16 protein-coding genes are annotated in these 17,053 nt (G+C 64.2%); all 16 read left to right on the top strand.

The window, feature by feature from the left end; genetic code table 11:
• Window positions 1-67 precede the first annotated feature (67 nt).
• Window positions 68-1,699, top strand: a complete 1,632-nt coding sequence (locus ACIQT2_RS09200; RefSeq protein ID WP_402945741.1) for a UDP-N-acetylmuramoyl-L-alanyl-D-glutamate--2,6-diaminopimelate ligase — start codon at window positions 68-70, stop codon at window positions 1,697-1,699.
• A 6-nt stretch (window positions 1,700-1,705) separates the two neighbouring features.
• A complete protein-coding gene (gene murF / locus ACIQT2_RS09205) occupies window positions 1,706-3,196 on the top strand; it encodes a UDP-N-acetylmuramoyl-tripeptide--D-alanyl-D-alanine ligase (protein ID WP_402945743.1) in 1,491 nt (496 codons plus the stop codon).
• Window positions 3,193-4,302 (top strand): phospho-N-acetylmuramoyl-pentapeptide-transferase, encoded by a 1,110-nt coding sequence (mraY, locus tag ACIQT2_RS09210; RefSeq protein ID WP_400334654.1) that lies wholly within the window; start codon window positions 3,193-3,195, stop codon window positions 4,300-4,302. Before murF ends, mraY begins: the two co-directional genes overlap by 4 nt.
• On the top strand, window positions 4,284-5,864 hold the full coding sequence (gene murD, locus ACIQT2_RS09215; RefSeq protein ID WP_400334652.1) for a UDP-N-acetylmuramoyl-L-alanine--D-glutamate ligase: 1,581 nt from the start codon (window positions 4,284-4,286) through the stop codon (window positions 5,862-5,864). Before mraY ends, murD begins: the two co-directional genes overlap by 19 nt.
• A 2-nt stretch (window positions 5,865-5,866) precedes the next feature.
• Complete coding sequence (gene ftsW, locus ACIQT2_RS09220; protein WP_402945744.1) at window positions 5,867-7,177, top strand: putative lipid II flippase FtsW; 1,311 nt, start codon at window positions 5,867-5,869, stop codon at window positions 7,175-7,177.
• Window positions 7,174-8,292, top strand: coding sequence for an undecaprenyldiphospho-muramoylpentapeptide beta-N-acetylglucosaminyltransferase (murG, locus tag ACIQT2_RS09225; RefSeq protein WP_402945745.1), 1,119 nt, complete (start codon window positions 7,174-7,176; stop codon window positions 8,290-8,292). The genes ftsW and murG overlap by 4 nt, the downstream gene beginning before the upstream one ends.
• Window positions 8,289-9,659, top strand: coding sequence for a UDP-N-acetylmuramate--L-alanine ligase (gene murC, locus ACIQT2_RS09230; protein ID WP_402945746.1), 1,371 nt, complete (start codon window positions 8,289-8,291; stop codon window positions 9,657-9,659). The genes murG and murC overlap by 4 nt, the downstream gene beginning before the upstream one ends.
• On the top strand, window positions 9,652-10,623 hold the full coding sequence (locus ACIQT2_RS09235; RefSeq protein ID WP_402945747.1) for an FtsQ-type POTRA domain-containing protein: 972 nt from the start codon (window positions 9,652-9,654) through the stop codon (window positions 10,621-10,623). The genes murC and ACIQT2_RS09235 overlap by 8 nt, the downstream gene beginning before the upstream one ends.
• 216 nt (window positions 10,624-10,839) lie before the next feature.
• On the top strand, window positions 10,840-12,060 hold the full coding sequence (gene ftsZ / locus ACIQT2_RS09240; protein WP_400271631.1) for a cell division protein FtsZ: 1,221 nt from the start codon (window positions 10,840-10,842) through the stop codon (window positions 12,058-12,060).
• A 20-nt stretch (window positions 12,061-12,080) separates the two neighbouring features.
• The gene (locus tag ACIQT2_RS09245) at window positions 12,081-12,794 is read left to right on the top strand and encodes a polyphenol oxidase family protein (protein ID WP_402945748.1); all 714 of its coding nucleotides are present in this window, start codon (window positions 12,081-12,083) and stop codon (window positions 12,792-12,794) included.
• The gene (locus tag ACIQT2_RS09250; RefSeq protein WP_402945749.1) at window positions 12,781-13,536 is read left to right on the top strand and encodes a YggS family pyridoxal phosphate-dependent enzyme; all 756 of its coding nucleotides are present in this window, start codon (window positions 12,781-12,783) and stop codon (window positions 13,534-13,536) included. Before ACIQT2_RS09245 ends, ACIQT2_RS09250 begins: the two co-directional genes overlap by 14 nt.
• Before the next feature lie 86 nt (window positions 13,537-13,622).
• Window positions 13,623-14,156, top strand: coding sequence for a cell division protein SepF (locus ACIQT2_RS09255; RefSeq protein ID WP_397322879.1), 534 nt, complete (start codon window positions 13,623-13,625; stop codon window positions 14,154-14,156).
• Between the two features lie 109 nt (window positions 14,157-14,265).
• A complete protein-coding gene (locus ACIQT2_RS09260) occupies window positions 14,266-14,553 on the top strand; it encodes a YggT family protein (protein WP_397322878.1) in 288 nt (95 codons plus the stop codon).
• Window positions 14,554-14,707: 154 nt separating this feature from the next.
• Window positions 14,708-15,418, top strand: a complete 711-nt coding sequence (locus ACIQT2_RS09265) for a DivIVA domain-containing protein (protein WP_397322877.1) — start codon at window positions 14,708-14,710, stop codon at window positions 15,416-15,418.
• Between the two features lie 97 nt (window positions 15,419-15,515).
• On the top strand, window positions 15,516-16,106 hold the full coding sequence (gene lspA, locus ACIQT2_RS09270) for a signal peptidase II (protein WP_402945752.1): 591 nt from the start codon (window positions 15,516-15,518) through the stop codon (window positions 16,104-16,106).
• A complete protein-coding gene (locus tag ACIQT2_RS09275) occupies window positions 16,099-17,025 on the top strand; it encodes an RluA family pseudouridine synthase (RefSeq protein ID WP_402945754.1) in 927 nt (308 codons plus the stop codon). The genes lspA and ACIQT2_RS09275 overlap by 8 nt, the downstream gene beginning before the upstream one ends.
• Window positions 17,026-17,053: the final 28 nt, after the last annotated feature.

Raw genomic sequence — 17,053 nt, forward strand, 5'->3', positions numbered from 1 at the left:
CAGCACGACCGGTCCGGTGCCCTTGGCAGCCGGCCGGTCGTTCCACTGAGCACCAATGGAGAACCACGTGTCAGAGCAAAATGAGGCAGCTTCCACCGCCACGCCGGAGGCCGGGTCCGCGTTCCGCCCCGCATCCGTTGCTTCCGTGCCCCTTGAGGTCATTGCCGAAGCTCTTGGTATCACGGCGCCGGAGGCCACCGAAGGTGGGGGAGTGACAGGCATATCCCTGAACTCACGTGCGATCGAAGCGGGAGACGTGTACATGGCGCTCCCGGGGGCCAGCCGCCATGGTGCCGACTTCGTGGACCAGGCGGTTCAAGCAGGTGCTGTTGCGGTGGTGACTGACGACGCCGGTGCGCGCCAACTCGCGCTGGCGGGCGAGCAGCCCGTTCCCGTCCTGGTGGTCGACCAGCCGAGGGCCGCCGTCGGACGTTTGGCCGCCCTGATTTACCGCAGCCAGCCGGACGAGGGCGGGCACCCCACCTTGTTCGGCGTCACGGGCACCAATGGCAAGACCACCACCACGTATTTCATCAATTCGTTGCTGCGGGCTTTGGGCATGGTCCCGGGCCTCATTGGTACCATCGAGATCCTGGCGGGCGGGGAACCCATTCCCAGCCTCCTGACCACGCCGGAGTCCACGGACGTCCACGGCCTGCTTTCGCTCATGCGTGAAAGGGGCCTCGACGCCGCTTCCATGGAGGTCTCGTCGCATGCGATCTCCTATCAGCGGGTGGATGGCGTGATGTTTGACGTGGCCGGCTTCACCAACCTCACCCAGGACCACCTGGACCTCCACGGCAGCATGGAGGAGTATTTCCGGACCAAAGCCGAGTTGTTTACCGCAACTCGCGCACGCCAGGCCGTCGTGACGGTGGACGATGCGTGGGGCCGTCGGCTCGAGGAGTTGGCGGACATCCCGGTCACCACCCTTGCGGCGGCTTCGGACGACTTCGACGCCGATTGGCGCGTTTCGTCCGTGAAGGCCCGCGGCTTGGGGAGCGAATTCGAGCTCCGCCATCGCGACGGCCGTGTCCTGCAGGTCCACACGGGGCTCCCTGGCGATTTCAACGTGGCCAACGCGGCCCTTGCCACGGCCATGGTCGCCGCTTCCGGAGTGGACACGGAAACCCTGCAAAAGGCCTTGGACCAGCAGGATCCGTTGACCGTCGCGGTACCGGGCCGCATGCAGTTGGTGGCAACGGAGCCCGCTTCCGTCGTCGATTTTGCCCACAACCCCGATGCTTTGGCCCGCGCCCTGAAGGCAGTACGGTCGGCGGAAGAAGGATCGCGGGTGATCGTGGTGTTTGGAGCCACAGGACAACGCGACCAGGGAAAGCGCCCCACTATGGGCGCCATCGCGGCACAACTCGCTGACATCGTGGTCATCAGCGACGATGATCCCCACGACGAAGACCCGGCGGCCATCCGCGCCGAGGTCCTTGCCGGCGCCAAGGCAGCACGGGACAAAGACGGCCTGAGCTGCGAGATCATCGAATCCTACCCCCGCGACGCCGCCATCCGGCTGGCAGTGGACCTTGCCACGGCCCGGGACACCATTCTCGTCGCGGGCCGGGGACACGAGGTCTGGCAAGAGGTGAAGGGTGTCAACCTGGCGCTCGACGACAGGGTGGAACTGCGGAACGCCTTGACATCCAAGGGATTCAGCGTTCCAACGGACCAGCGGATAGAGTCCTAAACCGAGATGATTGCATTTACTGCGGCGGAGATCGCCGACATCACCCATGGCCGCTTGACCGGAAGCGGGGACATCGTGCCCGTTTCCGTGGTCACCGATTCAAGGGAAGCAACCCAGGGTTCGCTCTATGTTGCCAAGCCCGGAGAGCACGCAGACGGCCACGACTTCGTCAACGCGGCGTTTGAGCGCGGCGCCGTCCTGGTCCTGGGCGAACGCGAAGTCACCGGACCCGACGGCAAGCCGTATCCCGCCGTCGTGGTTGACGATGCCGTGCTCGCCATGGGCGCCTTGGCTGCCGAAGCCGTCCGCCGCATCCGGGCCGAACGCGCCGGGCGCGGTGAGGACTTTACGGTCATCGGAATCACCGGGTCAGCTGGAAAAACCACCACCAAGGACCTCCTGGCCGGCATCCTGTCCCAGGCCGGGCCCACGGTGGCTCCGCAAGGCTCCTATAACGGAGAGGTAGGCGTTCCGCTCACTGTCTTCACCGCAACGGCAGACACGCGGTTCCTGGTCATCGAGATGGGGGCCACGGGCCTGGGCCACATCAAGTACCTCGCTGACATGGTGAAGCCGGACATCGGGGTGGTGCTGGTAGTGGGTACCGCCCACGCCGGCGAGTTCGGCGGCGTCGAAAACATCGCCAAGACCAAGGGGGAACTGGTCGAGGCGCTCGGCGGGAACGGCACTGCCGTCATCAACCTCGACGACGGCCGCGTGGCCGCCATGCGTTCACGGACCACAGCCCACGTCCTCGGATTTACCTCCTCGCCGGCCACAACGGAAGAAGTGGAAGCCCGTAACGTGGTGGTGAATTCCGAGGGGCACCCGGACTTCCAGCTGGTACTGCCCGACGGCGGTCCGGCCGTCGAGGTGCGGAGCAAGCTCATCGGTGGACACCACATCACCAACCTCCTCGCCGCTGCGTCCGCGGCATTTGCGGCGGGCATTCCTGCCGCTGACATTGCGGCGTCACTCAGCTCACAGTCGGCTGCCAGCCGGTGGCGGATGGAGCGGACGGAACGGCCCGATGGCGTCACCATCATCAACGACGCCTACAACGCCAACCCGGAATCCATGCGTGCCGCCGTGCGGACGCTCGCTGACTTGGGCCAGGGACGCCGTACGTGGGCGGTCCTGGGTGCCATGCTCGAGTTGGGGGAGGACTCCATCCGCGAGCACACAGCGGTGGGCACGCAGGTAGTCCGGCTGAACATCTCCCGTCTGGTGGTGGTAGGCCGCGAAGCCCGCGCCCTGTACGTCTCCGCCATCCAGGAAGGATCCTGGGGAGACGAATGCTCGTTCACGGAAACCGCGGATGAAGCCTACGAACTGCTGCAACGGGAACTCCAACCCGGCGACCTCGTCCTGTTCAAGTCCTCCAACGGCGTTGGGCTGCGGCACTTGGGCGATCGGATAGCATTACCCCCACGGGCCGAGCCCACCGGGGAAGACGCGGCGAACAAAGCCGCAAGCGAAGGGAACGAGCTGCTGTGATTGCACTTTTGATCGGCGCCGGCGTCGCCCTTTTGGTGGCCCTCATAGGCACACCCCTGTTCATCCGGTTCCTCGTGGCCAAGAGCTATGGCCAGTTCATCCGCGACGACGGACCCACCTCGCACCATACAAAGCGCGGTACGCCCACCATGGGTGGCACCGTGGTGGTGGCGGCAGTCCTGGTGAGCTACTTCGTCACACACCTGATCATGTGGTTGATGAACCCGCGGTCACCTGGACCGTCCGCTTCGGGATTGCTTCTGTTGTTCCTCATGGTGGGCATGGGTTTCGTAGGATTCCTGGACGACTTCATCAAGATCTCCAACAAACGCAGCCTCGGACTGAACGCCCGTGCCAAGCTGATCCTTCAGGCCGCCGTCGGCATCATCTTCGCGATCCTGGTGCTTCAGTTCCCGAACGAAGACGGGCTGCGGCCGGCCTCCACCCAGATTTCACTGGTGCGCGACATACCCTGGCTGGACCTTGCCTTTGCGGGGACAGTGGTAGGTGCAATCCTCTTCATCATCTGGTCCAACCTGATCATCACCGCCGCTACCAACGGCGTGAACCTCACCGATGGGCTCGATGGCCTCGCGGCGGGCGCCTCCATCATGGTCTTTGGCGCCTATACCATCATGGGTATCTGGCAGAACAACCAGGCCTGCGGGTCCCCCCGGGAAGCCGGGAGCGGGTGCTACCAGGTGCGCGACCCCATGGACCTCGCCCTCCTTGCCGCGATCCTCAGTGCGGCCCTGGTGGGTTTCCTGTGGTGGAACACCTCGCCCGCCAAGATCTTCATGGGGGACACCGGCTCACTGGCGATCGGTGGTGCCGTAGCCGGCTTCGCCATCCTTTCCCGGACGGAACTGCTCCTGGCTTTCATCGGCGGCCTCTTCGTGCTGATCACGCTGTCCGTGATCATCCAGGTGGGTTTCTTCAGGTTGTCCGGTGGCAAACGCGTCTTCAAGATGGCACCGCTGCAACACCACTTTGAACTCAAGGGCTGGGCGGAAGTCACGGTGGTGGTCAGGTTCTGGATCCTGGCCGGCCTGTTCGTGGCCGCAGGCCTGGGTATTTTCTACGCTGAATGGGTGGTGCTGCTGTGAACCACGGCCCCGAAACAACGCAAGCGGACAACGAGAGGCTCAAGGACCTCACCACCTGGGATTCGGCCTGGAGCGGACTTCGCGTCGTAGTTACCGGCATCGGCGTGTCGGGATTCGCCGCGGCGGATACGCTGATTGAACTCGGTGCCCGGGTAGTGGTGGTGGATGCCGCCACTTCGGCGAAGGCCAAGGCACAGGCCGACACCCTGAAGATCGTGGGGGCCGTGGACGTGCTCCTCGGCGAAGACGCCGTCAGCGTCCTGCCGTTGATCGACGGTGAAAAACCCGAACTCGTCGTCACCTCTCCGGGATGGCGGCCCGACCAAGCCTTGTTGGCTGCAGCCAAACGCAAACACATTCCGGTCTGGGGCGATGTGGAACTGGCGTGGCGCCTCCGTGTGCGCGAGGGCCGGAAAACGGCGGACTGGCTGGCGATCACGGGAACCAACGGCAAAACCACCACGGTGGGAATGACCGAGTCCATGCTGCAGGCCGCGGGGCTCAAGGCCATTGCCGTGGGGAACGTAGGCACGCCAATTCTGGACGCCCTGCGCGATCCCGTGGAGTACGACGCCTTTGCCGTGGAACTGTCCAGTTTCCAGCTGCACTGGAGCCACTCCCTCTCACCTGTGGCCAGTGTTTGCCTCAACGTCGCCGAGGACCATGTGGATTGGCATGGTTCCTACGAGTCCTACCTTGCGGACAAAGCCAAGGTGTATGAGAACACCCGGATTGCAGCCATCTACAACGCCGAGCAAATCGAAACCGAGCGCATGGTGGAGAATGCCGACGTCGTGGAGGGGTGCCGGGCGGTCGCCTTCACCACCAACACGCCGTCCATCAGCATGGTGGGCGTGGTGGAGGGCCTTCTGGTGGACCGGGCCTTCATCCCGGAACGGAAGGACTCGGCCGCGGAACTCGCTGCCATGTCGGACCTCGGCCCGGTGGCTCCCCGCCACATGGTGGCCAATGCGTTGGCGGCCGCCGCGCTGGTCCGTGCTTACGGCGTTGAGCCGTCCGCGGTCAAGCAAGGCCTGGTCAACTTCCTTCCAGGTGCCCACCGGATCCAGGCCGTTGCCAAACACAACGACGTCCTGTGGATCAACGACTCCAAGGCCACCAACCCCCATGCCGCGGCTGCGGCCCTCTCCGCTTTCCACAACGTGGTCTGGATTGCCGGTGGCCTGTCCAAGGGAGTCAACTATGACGACCTCGTGAAGGAACAGGCTGCGCGGCTCAAGGCCGTGGTGCTCATCGGGATCGATACCGAGGCCTTGGAGGGGTCCCTCAGGCGACACGCACCCAATGTCCCCGTAATAGCGCAACCGAAGAGCGAAACTGAAAAGGTGGAGACCGCAGCTGCCTCACCGATTTTTGGTGAGACCATCATGGCCCAGGCCGTGGCATCGGCAGCGGGTGTGGCACAGCCGGGGGACACCGTCCTCATGGCACCTGCTGCAGCCTCCATGGATCAGTTCTCTTCCTACGCTCACCGTGGCGATGCTTTCATCCAGGCAGTCCGCGAGCTCGTGGAAGGGCAGGCACAGACCACCGAGGAGTAGCAATGGTCAGCACGCCCACCCGTAGCCGCGGCGACGCCGGCGGTACCGGGAAAGCCAAGACCCCCGGGGCTCCCGGCAATCAGCCCAAGGGACTCCGCGGACACCTCCGGAAATTTTGGGAGGGCCTGGAAGGCAAGAGCAAGGCCCCCAACAGTTCCACGTATTACCTCATCCTCGGCTGCGCCATGGCGTTGACGGCAATTGGCGTGATGATGGTGTTGTCGGCCTCCAGCGTCGAAGCCATCTCGGAAGGCAAGTCGCCGTATGCCGACGCCCTGAAGCAGGCGATGTTCGGCGTAGTGGGGCTCGTTGCCATGTACGTCATTTCGCGGACTAACGTGAGCTGGATGAAGAAGCTGTCCTGGTGTGGACTCGGCGCTGTCGTGATCCTGCTGATAGCTGTGCAGGTGTTTGGACGCAGCGCCCTGGGTAACCAGAACTGGCTGGACATCGGTGGCATCAGCATCCAGCCCTCGGAAATTTCCAAACTGGTGCTCTGCGTGTGGATCGCGGCGGTTCTGGCGCGCAAGGAAAAGTACCTGGACCGCTGGCTGCACGTCATCATCCCGGTTGTTCCGGGGGCCGGTTTGGTTCTGGGCTTGATCCTCATCGGCAATGACCTTGGCACGGCGATAGTGGTCATGGCCATCATCGCGGCTGGACTCTACTTCGGCGGCGTTCCTGGCAGGATGCTGGCGATTGCGGGCGCCGTCGGTGCCCTCGGCGCCACTGCGATGACCGTGATCAGCCCCAACCGCATGTGCCGCGTGACCGCTTGGCTGGGAGTCGCGGGTGACTCCTGTACGGCGGACTCGGACTTCAGCTACCAATCCACCAACGGCATGTACGGACTGGCGCAAGGCAGTTGGACAGGGCTGGGCCTGGGCCAGAGCCGGCAAAAGTACAACTGGCTCCCCGAAGCACACAACGACTTTATTTTTGCCATCATCGGCGAAGAATTGGGGTTGGTGGGCACCATTGTGGTGCTGGTCCTTTTCGCTGTCCTGGGCATCGCGATCTTCCGCGTGGTGGTCCGCCAGACGGACCCGTTCCAGCGCACGCTCGCGGGCGGCATCATGGTGTGGCTGCTCGGCCAGGCCAGCATGAACATGGCGGTGGTCACGCAGCTGCTTCCGGTGATCGGAGTCCCGCTGCCGTTCATCTCCGCGGGTGGCTCCGCGCTGGTCATGTCCCTGTGTGGCGTGGGCGTAGTGTTGTCCTTGGCCCGGGGCCAGTTGCCGCCGCAGCAGAGGCCCCGCCTGCTGCCACGACGAACACCCAAATCCGCACGAAAGCGTACCCGTACTTCATGACTCCTGACTCGCCCCGGTCCAGCAGGCCGTTGTCCGTCGTTCTCGCCGGTGGCGGTACAGCCGGACACATCAGTCCGCTCCTTGCCATCGCGGACGCCATCAAGGCCAAGCGTGAGGACGCGGCCATCCTGGCGGTAGGGACGCCGTCGGGCATGGAAACCAGGCTGATCCCGGCGGCGGGCTACGAGTTGGCCACCATTGACCGGGTGCCGTTTCCCCGGCGCCCCTCCCTTGACTTGCTGAAGCTGCCCGGGCGGTTGTCCGGTGCCGTCGGGCAGGCTGGCCGAATCCTCGACGACGCGAAGGCGGACGTGCTTGTGGGAGTCGGCGGTTATGTGTGCACACCCATGTACTTGGCCGCCCGCAAACGCGGCATCCCGATCGTGATCCACGAGGCCAACATGAAGGCCGGGCTCGCCAACCGGGTCGGTGCCCGTTTCAGCGACCATGTGGCCGCGGCGTTCGCCGGAACCAAACTGCGGGGCGCCCGCCACGTGGGCATGCCCATGCGCCGGGCCATTTCAGGATTGGACCGTGCCTCGGCGGCCCCTGCCGCCAAGGCATTGCTCGGTTTGGATGCCGACCGGCCCGCACTCATCGTTACTGGTGGATCGTCGGGCGCGGCCAGTATCAACCGTTCAGTGGCGGCCGCCTTGCCCGCACTCGCCGCGGCGGGAATCCAGACGCTGCATATCACCGGAACAGGGAAGGCCATCCACAACGCCGACGGCGGCCTGCTCGCCGCCGAGGGATACCGGCAAGTCGAGTACGTGGATGGCATGGAGCATGTCTACGCCGCCGCTGACGTGCTCCTGGCACGTGCCGGAGCCGCGACCGTCAGCGAAGTGGCCGCGGTGGGAGTACCCGCTGTCTTTGTTCCCTTGCCGATCGGCAATGGGGAGCAGGCCTTGAACGCTGCGGCTTTGGTGGAAGCAGGCGGTGCGCTCCTCGTCGAGGACAAAGCACTGACTCCCGACTGGTTGGAGACCCGGCTGGTGCCTCTGTTGTCCGACCGGCAGCGCCTGGAAACCATGGCCCGGACCTCGGAGCACCTTGGTATTAGAAACGCCGATCAGCGCATGGCTGATCTTGTCCTGGAAGCGGTAACCGCATGACCCACTCTCTCCACGCTCTCGAGTCCCTTGGCCGTGTCCATTTCATCGGGATAGGCGGGGTAGGCATGTCTGCCGTGGCCCGGATCATGGTGGCCAGTGGCGTGCCCGTGAGCGGCAGTGATGCCAAGGACCTCCCGGTCATGCATGACCTTGCGGCAGCGGGGGCACGCATCAACGTCGGCTACGAGGCCGGCCACCTGGGAGATGCCCAGACAGTCGTAGCCGGCTCCGCGATCCGCGACGACAACGCGGAGCTCGCCGCTGCCCGGCAGGCAGGCCTTCCCGTCCTCCACCGTTCGGAAGCGCTGGCTGCCACCATGGCGGGCCACAAGGTGGTCACTGTCGCAGGAACCCACGGAAAATCGACAACCACCTCCATGGTTGCCGTGCTGCTGAAGGAAGCTGGTTTCGATCCCACGTTTGCCATCGGCGCGAACGTGCCGTCCCTCGGGGTCAACGCCGCCCGTGGTTCTTCGGACATCTTCGTGGCCGAGGCCGATGAATCGGATGGTTCCTTCCTGAACTACCGCCCTCTCATCGCCGTCGTGACCAACGTCGAGTCAGACCATCTGGACCACTACGGGACGGCGGAGGCCGTCTTTGCGTCCTTTGACGCCTTTGCCGCGCTTTTGCCGCCGGAAGGCCTCCTGCTGGCATGCGCCGACGATGCCGGCGCCAGAGCACTTGCTGAACGTACCGCCGCCAGCGGAACCGCCCGGGTACTCACCTACGGAACCACGAACGACGCCGGTATCCGCCTTGAAGACGACGGAACCGGAAACGTTTCGATCGCCGTCGACGGTGCCAGCCACGCAGTGCACCTGCAGGTGCCTGGCCGGCACAATGCCCTGAATGCGGCCGCAGCCTTTGGCGTTGCGCTCGAACTGGGCGTGGACCCGGTCGCAGCTGCCGCAGCCTTGGGACACTTCACGGGTGCCTCGCGGCGCTTCGAATTCAAAGGAGAGGGCAGGGGAGTGCGGGTCTACGATGACTATGCACACCACCCCACCGAGGTCCGCGCGGCCCTGTCGGCTGCAAGGTCCGTAGCCGGTGACAACAAAGTGCACGTCCTCTTCCAACCGCACTTGTTCTCCAGGACCCGGGAATTCGCCGCCGAGTTTGCCGGAGCCCTGGACCTGGCGGACACCGCCCTGGTGCTGGACATCTACCCTGCCCGCGAAGATCCGATTCCCGGTGTGACGAGCGCGCTCATCGCGGACAAGCTCTCGCGCGGCCGCCTGGTGTCGGCGGCCGATGCCGTCTCTGCCCTCGTTTCGGGCGCGAGGGACGGGGACGTTGTCCTCACCGTAGGGGCGGGGGACGTTACCGCCTACGGACCCGCGATCGTGGAGGCACTGGATGGCTAGTACCCGCAGGCCAACCTTCAAACCCGGGAGCGACGCCCAGCGCGCTGCGCCGGGATCCCCTGCCATCGGCAAGCAGGACCCGGTCGTGATCAGTGCCGAGCGCGCCGTGGAGCCCACGGTGAATATCTCCACCGCAAAAGACACGTCGGCCCCGAAGATTTCGCCGAAGGGCAAGGCCGTTCGGAGCGGCAAGCGCGGAGGCAAAGCGGCAAGCCCGGCATCCGGCGAGATGACCGACCCGGGCAACGTCATTGCCTTTCCGGAACCGAAGCGACGGCGGGTCAGGCGCCACGTCCTCTGGACCCTCCTGGGGGTCCTGGCCGTTGTTGCCCTGGTGGTTGGCGGCGCTGTCTTTTCGCCGGCCTTGGCGGTCCGGACCATCACGGTGGACGGGACCAAGCTCCTGACGCCGGATGCGGTCCGGACTGCACTGGCCAAGGTCCAGGGCAAACCGCTTCCCCAGGTGACGGAACAGGAAGTGGGTGAACTGCTCAAGCCGTTGGTGCAGGTGCGCTCGGCCACCATCGAGGCCCGGCCTCCGTCCGAACTCCTGGTGCATGTGGAGGAGCGTGTACCGGTGGCGTTGTTGAAACAAGGGGACTCTTTCGTCATGGTCGACGTGGATGGCGTGCAGCTCGGAGCCACGCAGGACCAGTCCGCCGTCGCGTTGCCCCTGATTGACGCGGGTGCCGGAGCCGGCAACACCGCACTCTTTAAGTCGATCGCTGCCGTCCTGAACACCTTGCCAGCGGATGTGTTGGCCAAAATGTCCACGGCATCGGCTGCTTCGCCGGACGCGGTGGAGCTAAAATTGGTGGACGGAAAGACGGTAGTGTGGGGCAATGCCGAGGACAGGGAACTGAAGGCGAAGGCGCTTGAGGCATTGTTGAAGATGCCGCCCGATCCCAAGGTGGCCGTGAGCGTCTATGACGTCAGCGTGCCGCGGCATCCGTTCACAAAATAGCTGTTTCACAAGGTAACCCGGCCGGCGGAGATGGGCCTTATTTCTGCTCAATCAAGCGACACGCGCAAGCGGTCATTGCATGAGTGAAGCAGAGCAAATACCGTCGCTGTAGAGTTACTTGACATAACTATAACCTTCAACTAGAGGGTTAAGGTCCAAGGATTCACGTTGGACTCGATCAGTTTCGCAATAGGACACAAGCAAGGGGCACGAAACGTGGCAGCACCGCAGAATTACTTGGCCGTCATCAAGGTCGTCGGCATCGGCGGCGGTGGCGTGAATGCAGTCAACCGGATGATCGAAGTGGGCCTTCGCGGGGTCGAGTTCATCGCCATCAACACTGACGCGCAGGCGCTGCTCATGAGCGATGCCGACGTCAAGCTTGACGTTGGACGCGAACTCACCCGTGGCCTCGGCGCAGGTGCCAACCCGGAGGTTGGCAAGCAGGCCGCCGAGGATCACGCCGACGAGATCGAGGAGGTCCTTCGCGGCGCAGACATGGTCTTTGTCACGGCGGGCGAAGGCGGTGGGACCGGCACTGGCGGCGCCCCCGTGGTTGCCCGCATCGCCCGCTCGCTTGGCGCCCTGACCATCGGCGTGGTAACCCGTCCGTTCACCTTCGAAGGCCGGCGCCGCGCAGGTTCCGCCGAGGCCGGCATCGATGCGTTGCGCGATGAAGTCGACACCCTGATCGTCATCCCCAACGACCGGCTCCTCTCCATCAGCGACCGTAACGTCTCCGTCCTGGACGCTTTCCGCTCGGCTGACCAGGTGCTCCTTTCGGGTGTACAGGGCATCACTGACCTCATCACGACTCCCGGCCTGATCAACCTTGACTTCGCCGACGTGAAGTCCGTGATGCAGGGTGCGGGATCGGCCCTCATGGGCATTGGCTCCGCCCGCGGCGAAGACCGGGCAGTCAAGGCAGCGGAGCTTGCCATCGCCTCGCCGCTCCTGGAGGCCTCCATCGACGGTGCCCACGGTGTCCTGCTGTCCATCCAGGGCGGCTCGGACCTTGGTCTGTTCGAAATCAACGAGGCCGCCCGGTTGGTCCAGGAAGTGGCCCACCCGGAAGCCAACATCATCTTCGGTGCTGTGATCGACGACGCCCTGGGCGACGAAGCCCGGGTTACGGTCATTGCTGCAGGCTTTGACGACGTGAAGGCGACGTCGCCGTCCATGGACCAGTCGCGGCCCGCGCAAAACCCGGTACAGGCCGACCGTCCGGCTGCACCTTCGGCGGCCCCGGCCAGCGCGGCAGCACCGCAGCACGCCACGGCCGGAGTCGGCGCTGCGAGCCTCAGCAACTGGGGACAGCAGCGTCCCGCGGCCCTGCCTGCCGACTCGGGCTTCGACGTGGACCTTCCGGCCGTCGTCGAACCGGATCTGTCCGGCAACCGTTCGGACGACCTCGACGTTCCCGATTTCCTTAAGTAAGCACCGGGAGTCAACGCCAGGTGTTTTGGTGGCGCAATGAAGTACGTCCCGGTGTCTCCGTCGCCTTCACGGACATGGGTGCCGGGAACCTGGCGCTCCATGTAGGGGATGACCCGGGAGACGTGGAAGAGCGTCGGATCCGCCTGGAGGCAGCAGCCAATCCGGGCGGACCGCGCTTCCAGTACATGAACCAGGTGCACGGGAACCACGTCGCCGTGGTTTCCGGCTATGGTCCCGGCCCCACGGCCGATGCCATGGTATCGGTAGCCGGGACTGGGCCGGCACAGCCTTTGGCGGTCATGGTTGCCGACTGCGTACCGGTCGTCCTCCTGGGTGAGTCGGACTCGCATGATCCTGTGCTTGCTGTTGCCCACGCGGGTCGACCCGGGGTTGCCGCGGCCGTTGTGCCTGCCACGGTCGAGCACATGCGCCGCAACGGTGCCCGCGCCATCGAAGCCTGGTTGGGGCCGTCGATTTGTGGGAAATGCTACGAAGTCCCGGAGGACCTCCGCGCCGACGTTGGCCGTCTTGCGCCTGCAAGTTGGTCGGAGACGTCCTGGGGGACCCCTGCCCTGGACCTTCCTGCTGCTGTCCGGGCGCAATTGGCGGACCTTGGAGTGATGGTCAGGTACTCGGGCGGGTGCACTCTGGAGAACGAGGCCCTTTTCTCATACCGGCGGGATTCCCGAACCGGTCGATTCGCAGGTTTGGTGTGGACGCATGACAAGCTTTGAACCCGCCGCCGCTGTTCCACCTTCCGCGTCTGACGACCGCAGCTTGGTCCTCGCCCGGCGCCTGGAGTCGGTGGCGCAACGGATTGATGCAGCCACCGCCGCAGCCGGACGCACAGACCCACCCCGGTTGATTGTGGTCACCAAGTTCCATCCAGCGGCGGATGTCCGGAGGCTGGCGGCGCTGGGCGTCCGGGATGTTGGCGAGAACCGGGACCAGGAAGCTTCTGCCAAGGCCGCGGAGTTGACTGACCTGGACCTTGACTGGCATTTCATTGGCCAACTCCAAAGCAACAAAGCCAAGTCGGTCGCCAAGTACGCAAGCTCCGTCCAGTCCATCGACCGGATCCAGTTGGTGTCCGCCCTCGAAAAAGCGATTGCCAGGGAGCGGGAGGCTACCGGTCGGGCTGACCTTGAGTGCTTTATCCAAGTCAGCCTTGAGGACGACGCCGGAGCCCACCGTGGTGGCGCGCGGCCAAGCGACGTGGAGGCCATCGCGGAAGCCATTGGCCGGTCCGCGGGGCTGAGGCTCGCCGGCCTGATGGCTGTCGCACCCCTGGGGGCGGAACCCGAATCGGCCTTCGAAAGGTTGGCGGCGGTCTCGGCCCAGCTGAGGGTCCAGCATCCGGACGCGGCGGCGATCTCGGCGGGGATGAGCCAGGATCTGGAATCCGCCATCAAATTCGGAGCGACACACCTGAGAATAGGCTCCGATATTCTCGGTTCACGTCCAGCCGTGGGGTAGCGTCAAAGTATTGGAATGACGGGCCGGGGTTCCAACTACGTCAGGTCATGGCGGCCCGCCTACTGCAGAAACGATAGGAGTGCACCATGGCTGGCGCTCTGCGCAAGACAATGATCTATCTTGGGCTCGCCGACGGCGATGAACACTACGAATCTGAGCAGGCCGTCGCGCACCACGAAGAAGAACGCCCCCAGCCGCAGGAACGGGAAGAGCGCCGAGCTCCTGCCCCGGTCCGGGAAGTTGTCCGTGAAATGCCCACAGTTGACGCCGAAGAGGAATACCGCGCACCCGTGACACCCATCAAGCGTGCGGCCTCCAGCCGCGAAGATGCCTCCGGCTTGAGGCAGATCACCACCGTCCATCCCCGTTCCTACAATGACGCAAAGCTCATTGGTGAGAGCTTCAGGGACGGCATCCCCGTCATCATGAACGTCACTGACATGGGGGAGGCGGACGCCAAACGGCTGGTCGACTTCTCCGCTGGCCTGGTGTTTGGCCTGCATGGCAGCATCGAGCGGGTCACCAACAAGGTGTTCCTCCTCTCGCCGTCGTATGTGGAAGTCATCGGCGATGACAAGAAGGCCAGCGAATCGCAGGCGAGCTTCTTCAACCAGAGCTGAGAACGATCTTTATTTTTAGATGCCAGGCGGGTCATCCCGCCTGGCATCTGTGTTGCAATAGTAGGGACCGATCGGCATTCCGGAACAAGTGGGAGATCTGAGCTAACTCGTGGGCATTGTTTTCGGCCTTATCTATATTGTGTTGTTGCTGTTTTTCATTGCTCTGATCATCAGGTTGATCTTTGAATGGGTGCAGATGTTCGCCCGTCAGTGGCGGCCCCGTGGTGTGGCTTTGGTAACAGCGCACGTGGTGTATTCAGTGACGGATCCGCCACTGAAGCGCTTGAGGAGGCTCATCCCTCCCTTGCAACTGGGCGGAATCTCGCTGGACCTGGGGTTCCTGATCCTGATAATTGCCGTTAGCATCGCCATGGCGGTGACCAACGGCCTCGCTTAGCAGGGAGCGGAGCCGTATGTCCTAATGGACGAGGCCCGTAAATTCGCCAAATCAACACGATGGTGTTGAATTGGAGGAACAAGATGATATTTAGGTACCGTAGTTTTGAACGGCCGGAAGGCCTACTGACTAACTAGACCAACGAGGTGACCAGATGGCTTTGACGCCAGAAGACGTTGTCAACAAGCGCTTTCAGCCGACTAAGTTCCGCGAAGGCTACGACCAGGACGAGGTGGATGACTTCCTCGACGAGATCGTGGTTGAACTGCGTCGCCTGAACCAGGAGAACGACGAGCTCCGCAAGAAGCTCGGCGAAGCTGGTTCGGCCACGCCTGCGGCAACTGCAGCGGCCCCGGTCGTCGAGAAGGTTCCGGCTCCGGCCAAGGCGGACAAGGAAGCAGAAGCCAAGGCTGAAGCGGAAGCCAAGGCTGCCGAAGCCGCCAAGAAGAAGGAAGCAGAGCAGGCTGCCGCCGCCGCTGCGGCCGCTGAAGCTGCCAAGGCCCCGGCTCCCGCCGCCAACACCCACACGGCCTCGGCCGAGTCTGCTGCAGGCCTGCTGGCCATGGCACAGCAGATGCACGACAAGCACGTGGCGGACGGTGCCCAGCAGAAGGACAAGATCATTGCCGAGGCCCAGATCGAGGCCTCCAGCTTGGTCAACGATGCACAGGAGAAGTCCCGCAAGATCCTCGGTGCCCTCGAGCAGCAGCGTTCTGTCCTTGAACGCAAGGTTGAGCAGCTCCGTGGCTTCGAGCGCGACTACCGCTCCCGCCTGAAGGCTTACATCGAGGGCCAGTTGCGCGACCTCGACGCCCGTGGTTCCGTTGCCGCCCCCGAGGTTGGCGAAGCAACCGCTGACGTTTAGCAAGTATTCTGAAAGCCGGTGGCTGAGGACTCCTCGGCCACCGGCTTTTGCTGTTAAGGCCTTGGCAGCTCCCGCATGGTTCACGAATGAAAGCCTTATGACCGACGACATCACTGACGGCGCATCCCAGCCGGCTCCTCCTGTCCAGCGCAAGTGGCGCCCCGCCATGCTCTGGCTCTTTGCGGGCTTTGCCGTGTTCGCCTACACCTTCGACCAGCTCACCAAGCTCTGGGTCACCAGCACCATGACCGAAGGCGAGCGGATTCCCGTGCTTCCGCCCCTCCTGCACTGGTACTACATCAGGAACTCGGGAGCCGCCTTCTCCATTGGCGAGAACGTCACCTGGATCTTCACGATCGTCATGGCCGCGGTGTCCGTGGCCATCCTGTTCCAGCTTCGCAAGCTGGGCTCGGCGTGGTGGGCGCTGTCCCTCGGACTGCTCCTTGGCGGCGCGTTGGGGAACCTCACCGACCGCCTCTTCCGTGAACCGTCGTTCGCCATGGGCCACGTGGTGGACTTCATCCAACTGCCGAATTTTGCGATCTTCAATATTGCCGACTCCGCGGTGGTCTCCGGAGTGGTGATTATCTGCCTCCTGACCCTGCGGGGCATCGGCATGGATGGCAAGCGGCACGTTGCCGAGCCAAAGCCCGCCAAGGGTGGGACGGGGGAACCTGCCGGTGAGTGACTCGGTGGTTGTACCGGAAGAGCTGGCGGGCGCCCGGGCGGACGCCGGCTTGGCAAGGTTGTTGGATATTTCCCGGTCCGCCGCCGCCCTCCTGATTGCCGAGGGGCATGTCTCCAGCGGCGGAACGGCGCTGGGCAAGTCCGCCAAGCTGGTTGCCGGTGCTGTGCTGGATGTAGTGGTTCCGGAGCGTCGGGATCCCCTGGAAGTGGTGGAGGAAGTTGTGGAAGGCCTGAAGATCCTGCTGGATGACGAGGATTTCGTCGTCATCGACAAGCCGGTGGGGGTGGCTGCGCACCCCTCACCCGGGTGGGTGGGCCCCACAGTGGTAGGGGGACTGGCCGGCGCCGGGTATCGGATTTCCACGTCGGGGGCACCGGAACGGGCGGGCATCGTTCACAGGCTCGACGTCGGTACTTCCGGCGTCATGGTCGTCGCCAAGACAGAGCACGCCTACACGGTGCTGAAGCGTGCCTTCAAGGAACGGACCGTGGACAAGGTCTATCACGCCGTGGTCCAGGGTCTTCCGGATCCGCTTGAAGGGACCATCGATGCTCCGATCGGCCGGCACCCGGGGCACGACTGGCGTTTTGCCGTGGTGGAGGATGGCCGGCCCTCCGTGACCCATTACGAGGTGCTTGAAGCGTTCGGCAAAGCCACGCTGGTGGAAGTCCACTTGGAAACGGGCCGGACCCACCAGATCCGCGTGCACTTTTCCGCTCTCCGGCATCCTTGCGCGGGCGACCTCACCTACGGAGCAGATCCGCGGCTGGCTGCCACCCTTGGCCTGACCAGGCAATGGCTGCACGCGCGTCAATTGGGTTTCACGCATCCCCGCACGGGGGAATGGACAGTGGTTACCAGCGACTATCCCGCGGACCTGCAATACGCCCTGGATCTTCTGGCCAGCGGCGCTGCCTGAGCATGAGGCTGCCCGCCCGGTCCGGCCG

Origin of the sequence: Paenarthrobacter sp. NPDC090522 (assembly GCF_044769225.1) — a bacterium.
Lineage (GTDB): Bacteria > Actinomycetota > Actinomycetes > Actinomycetales > Micrococcaceae > Arthrobacter.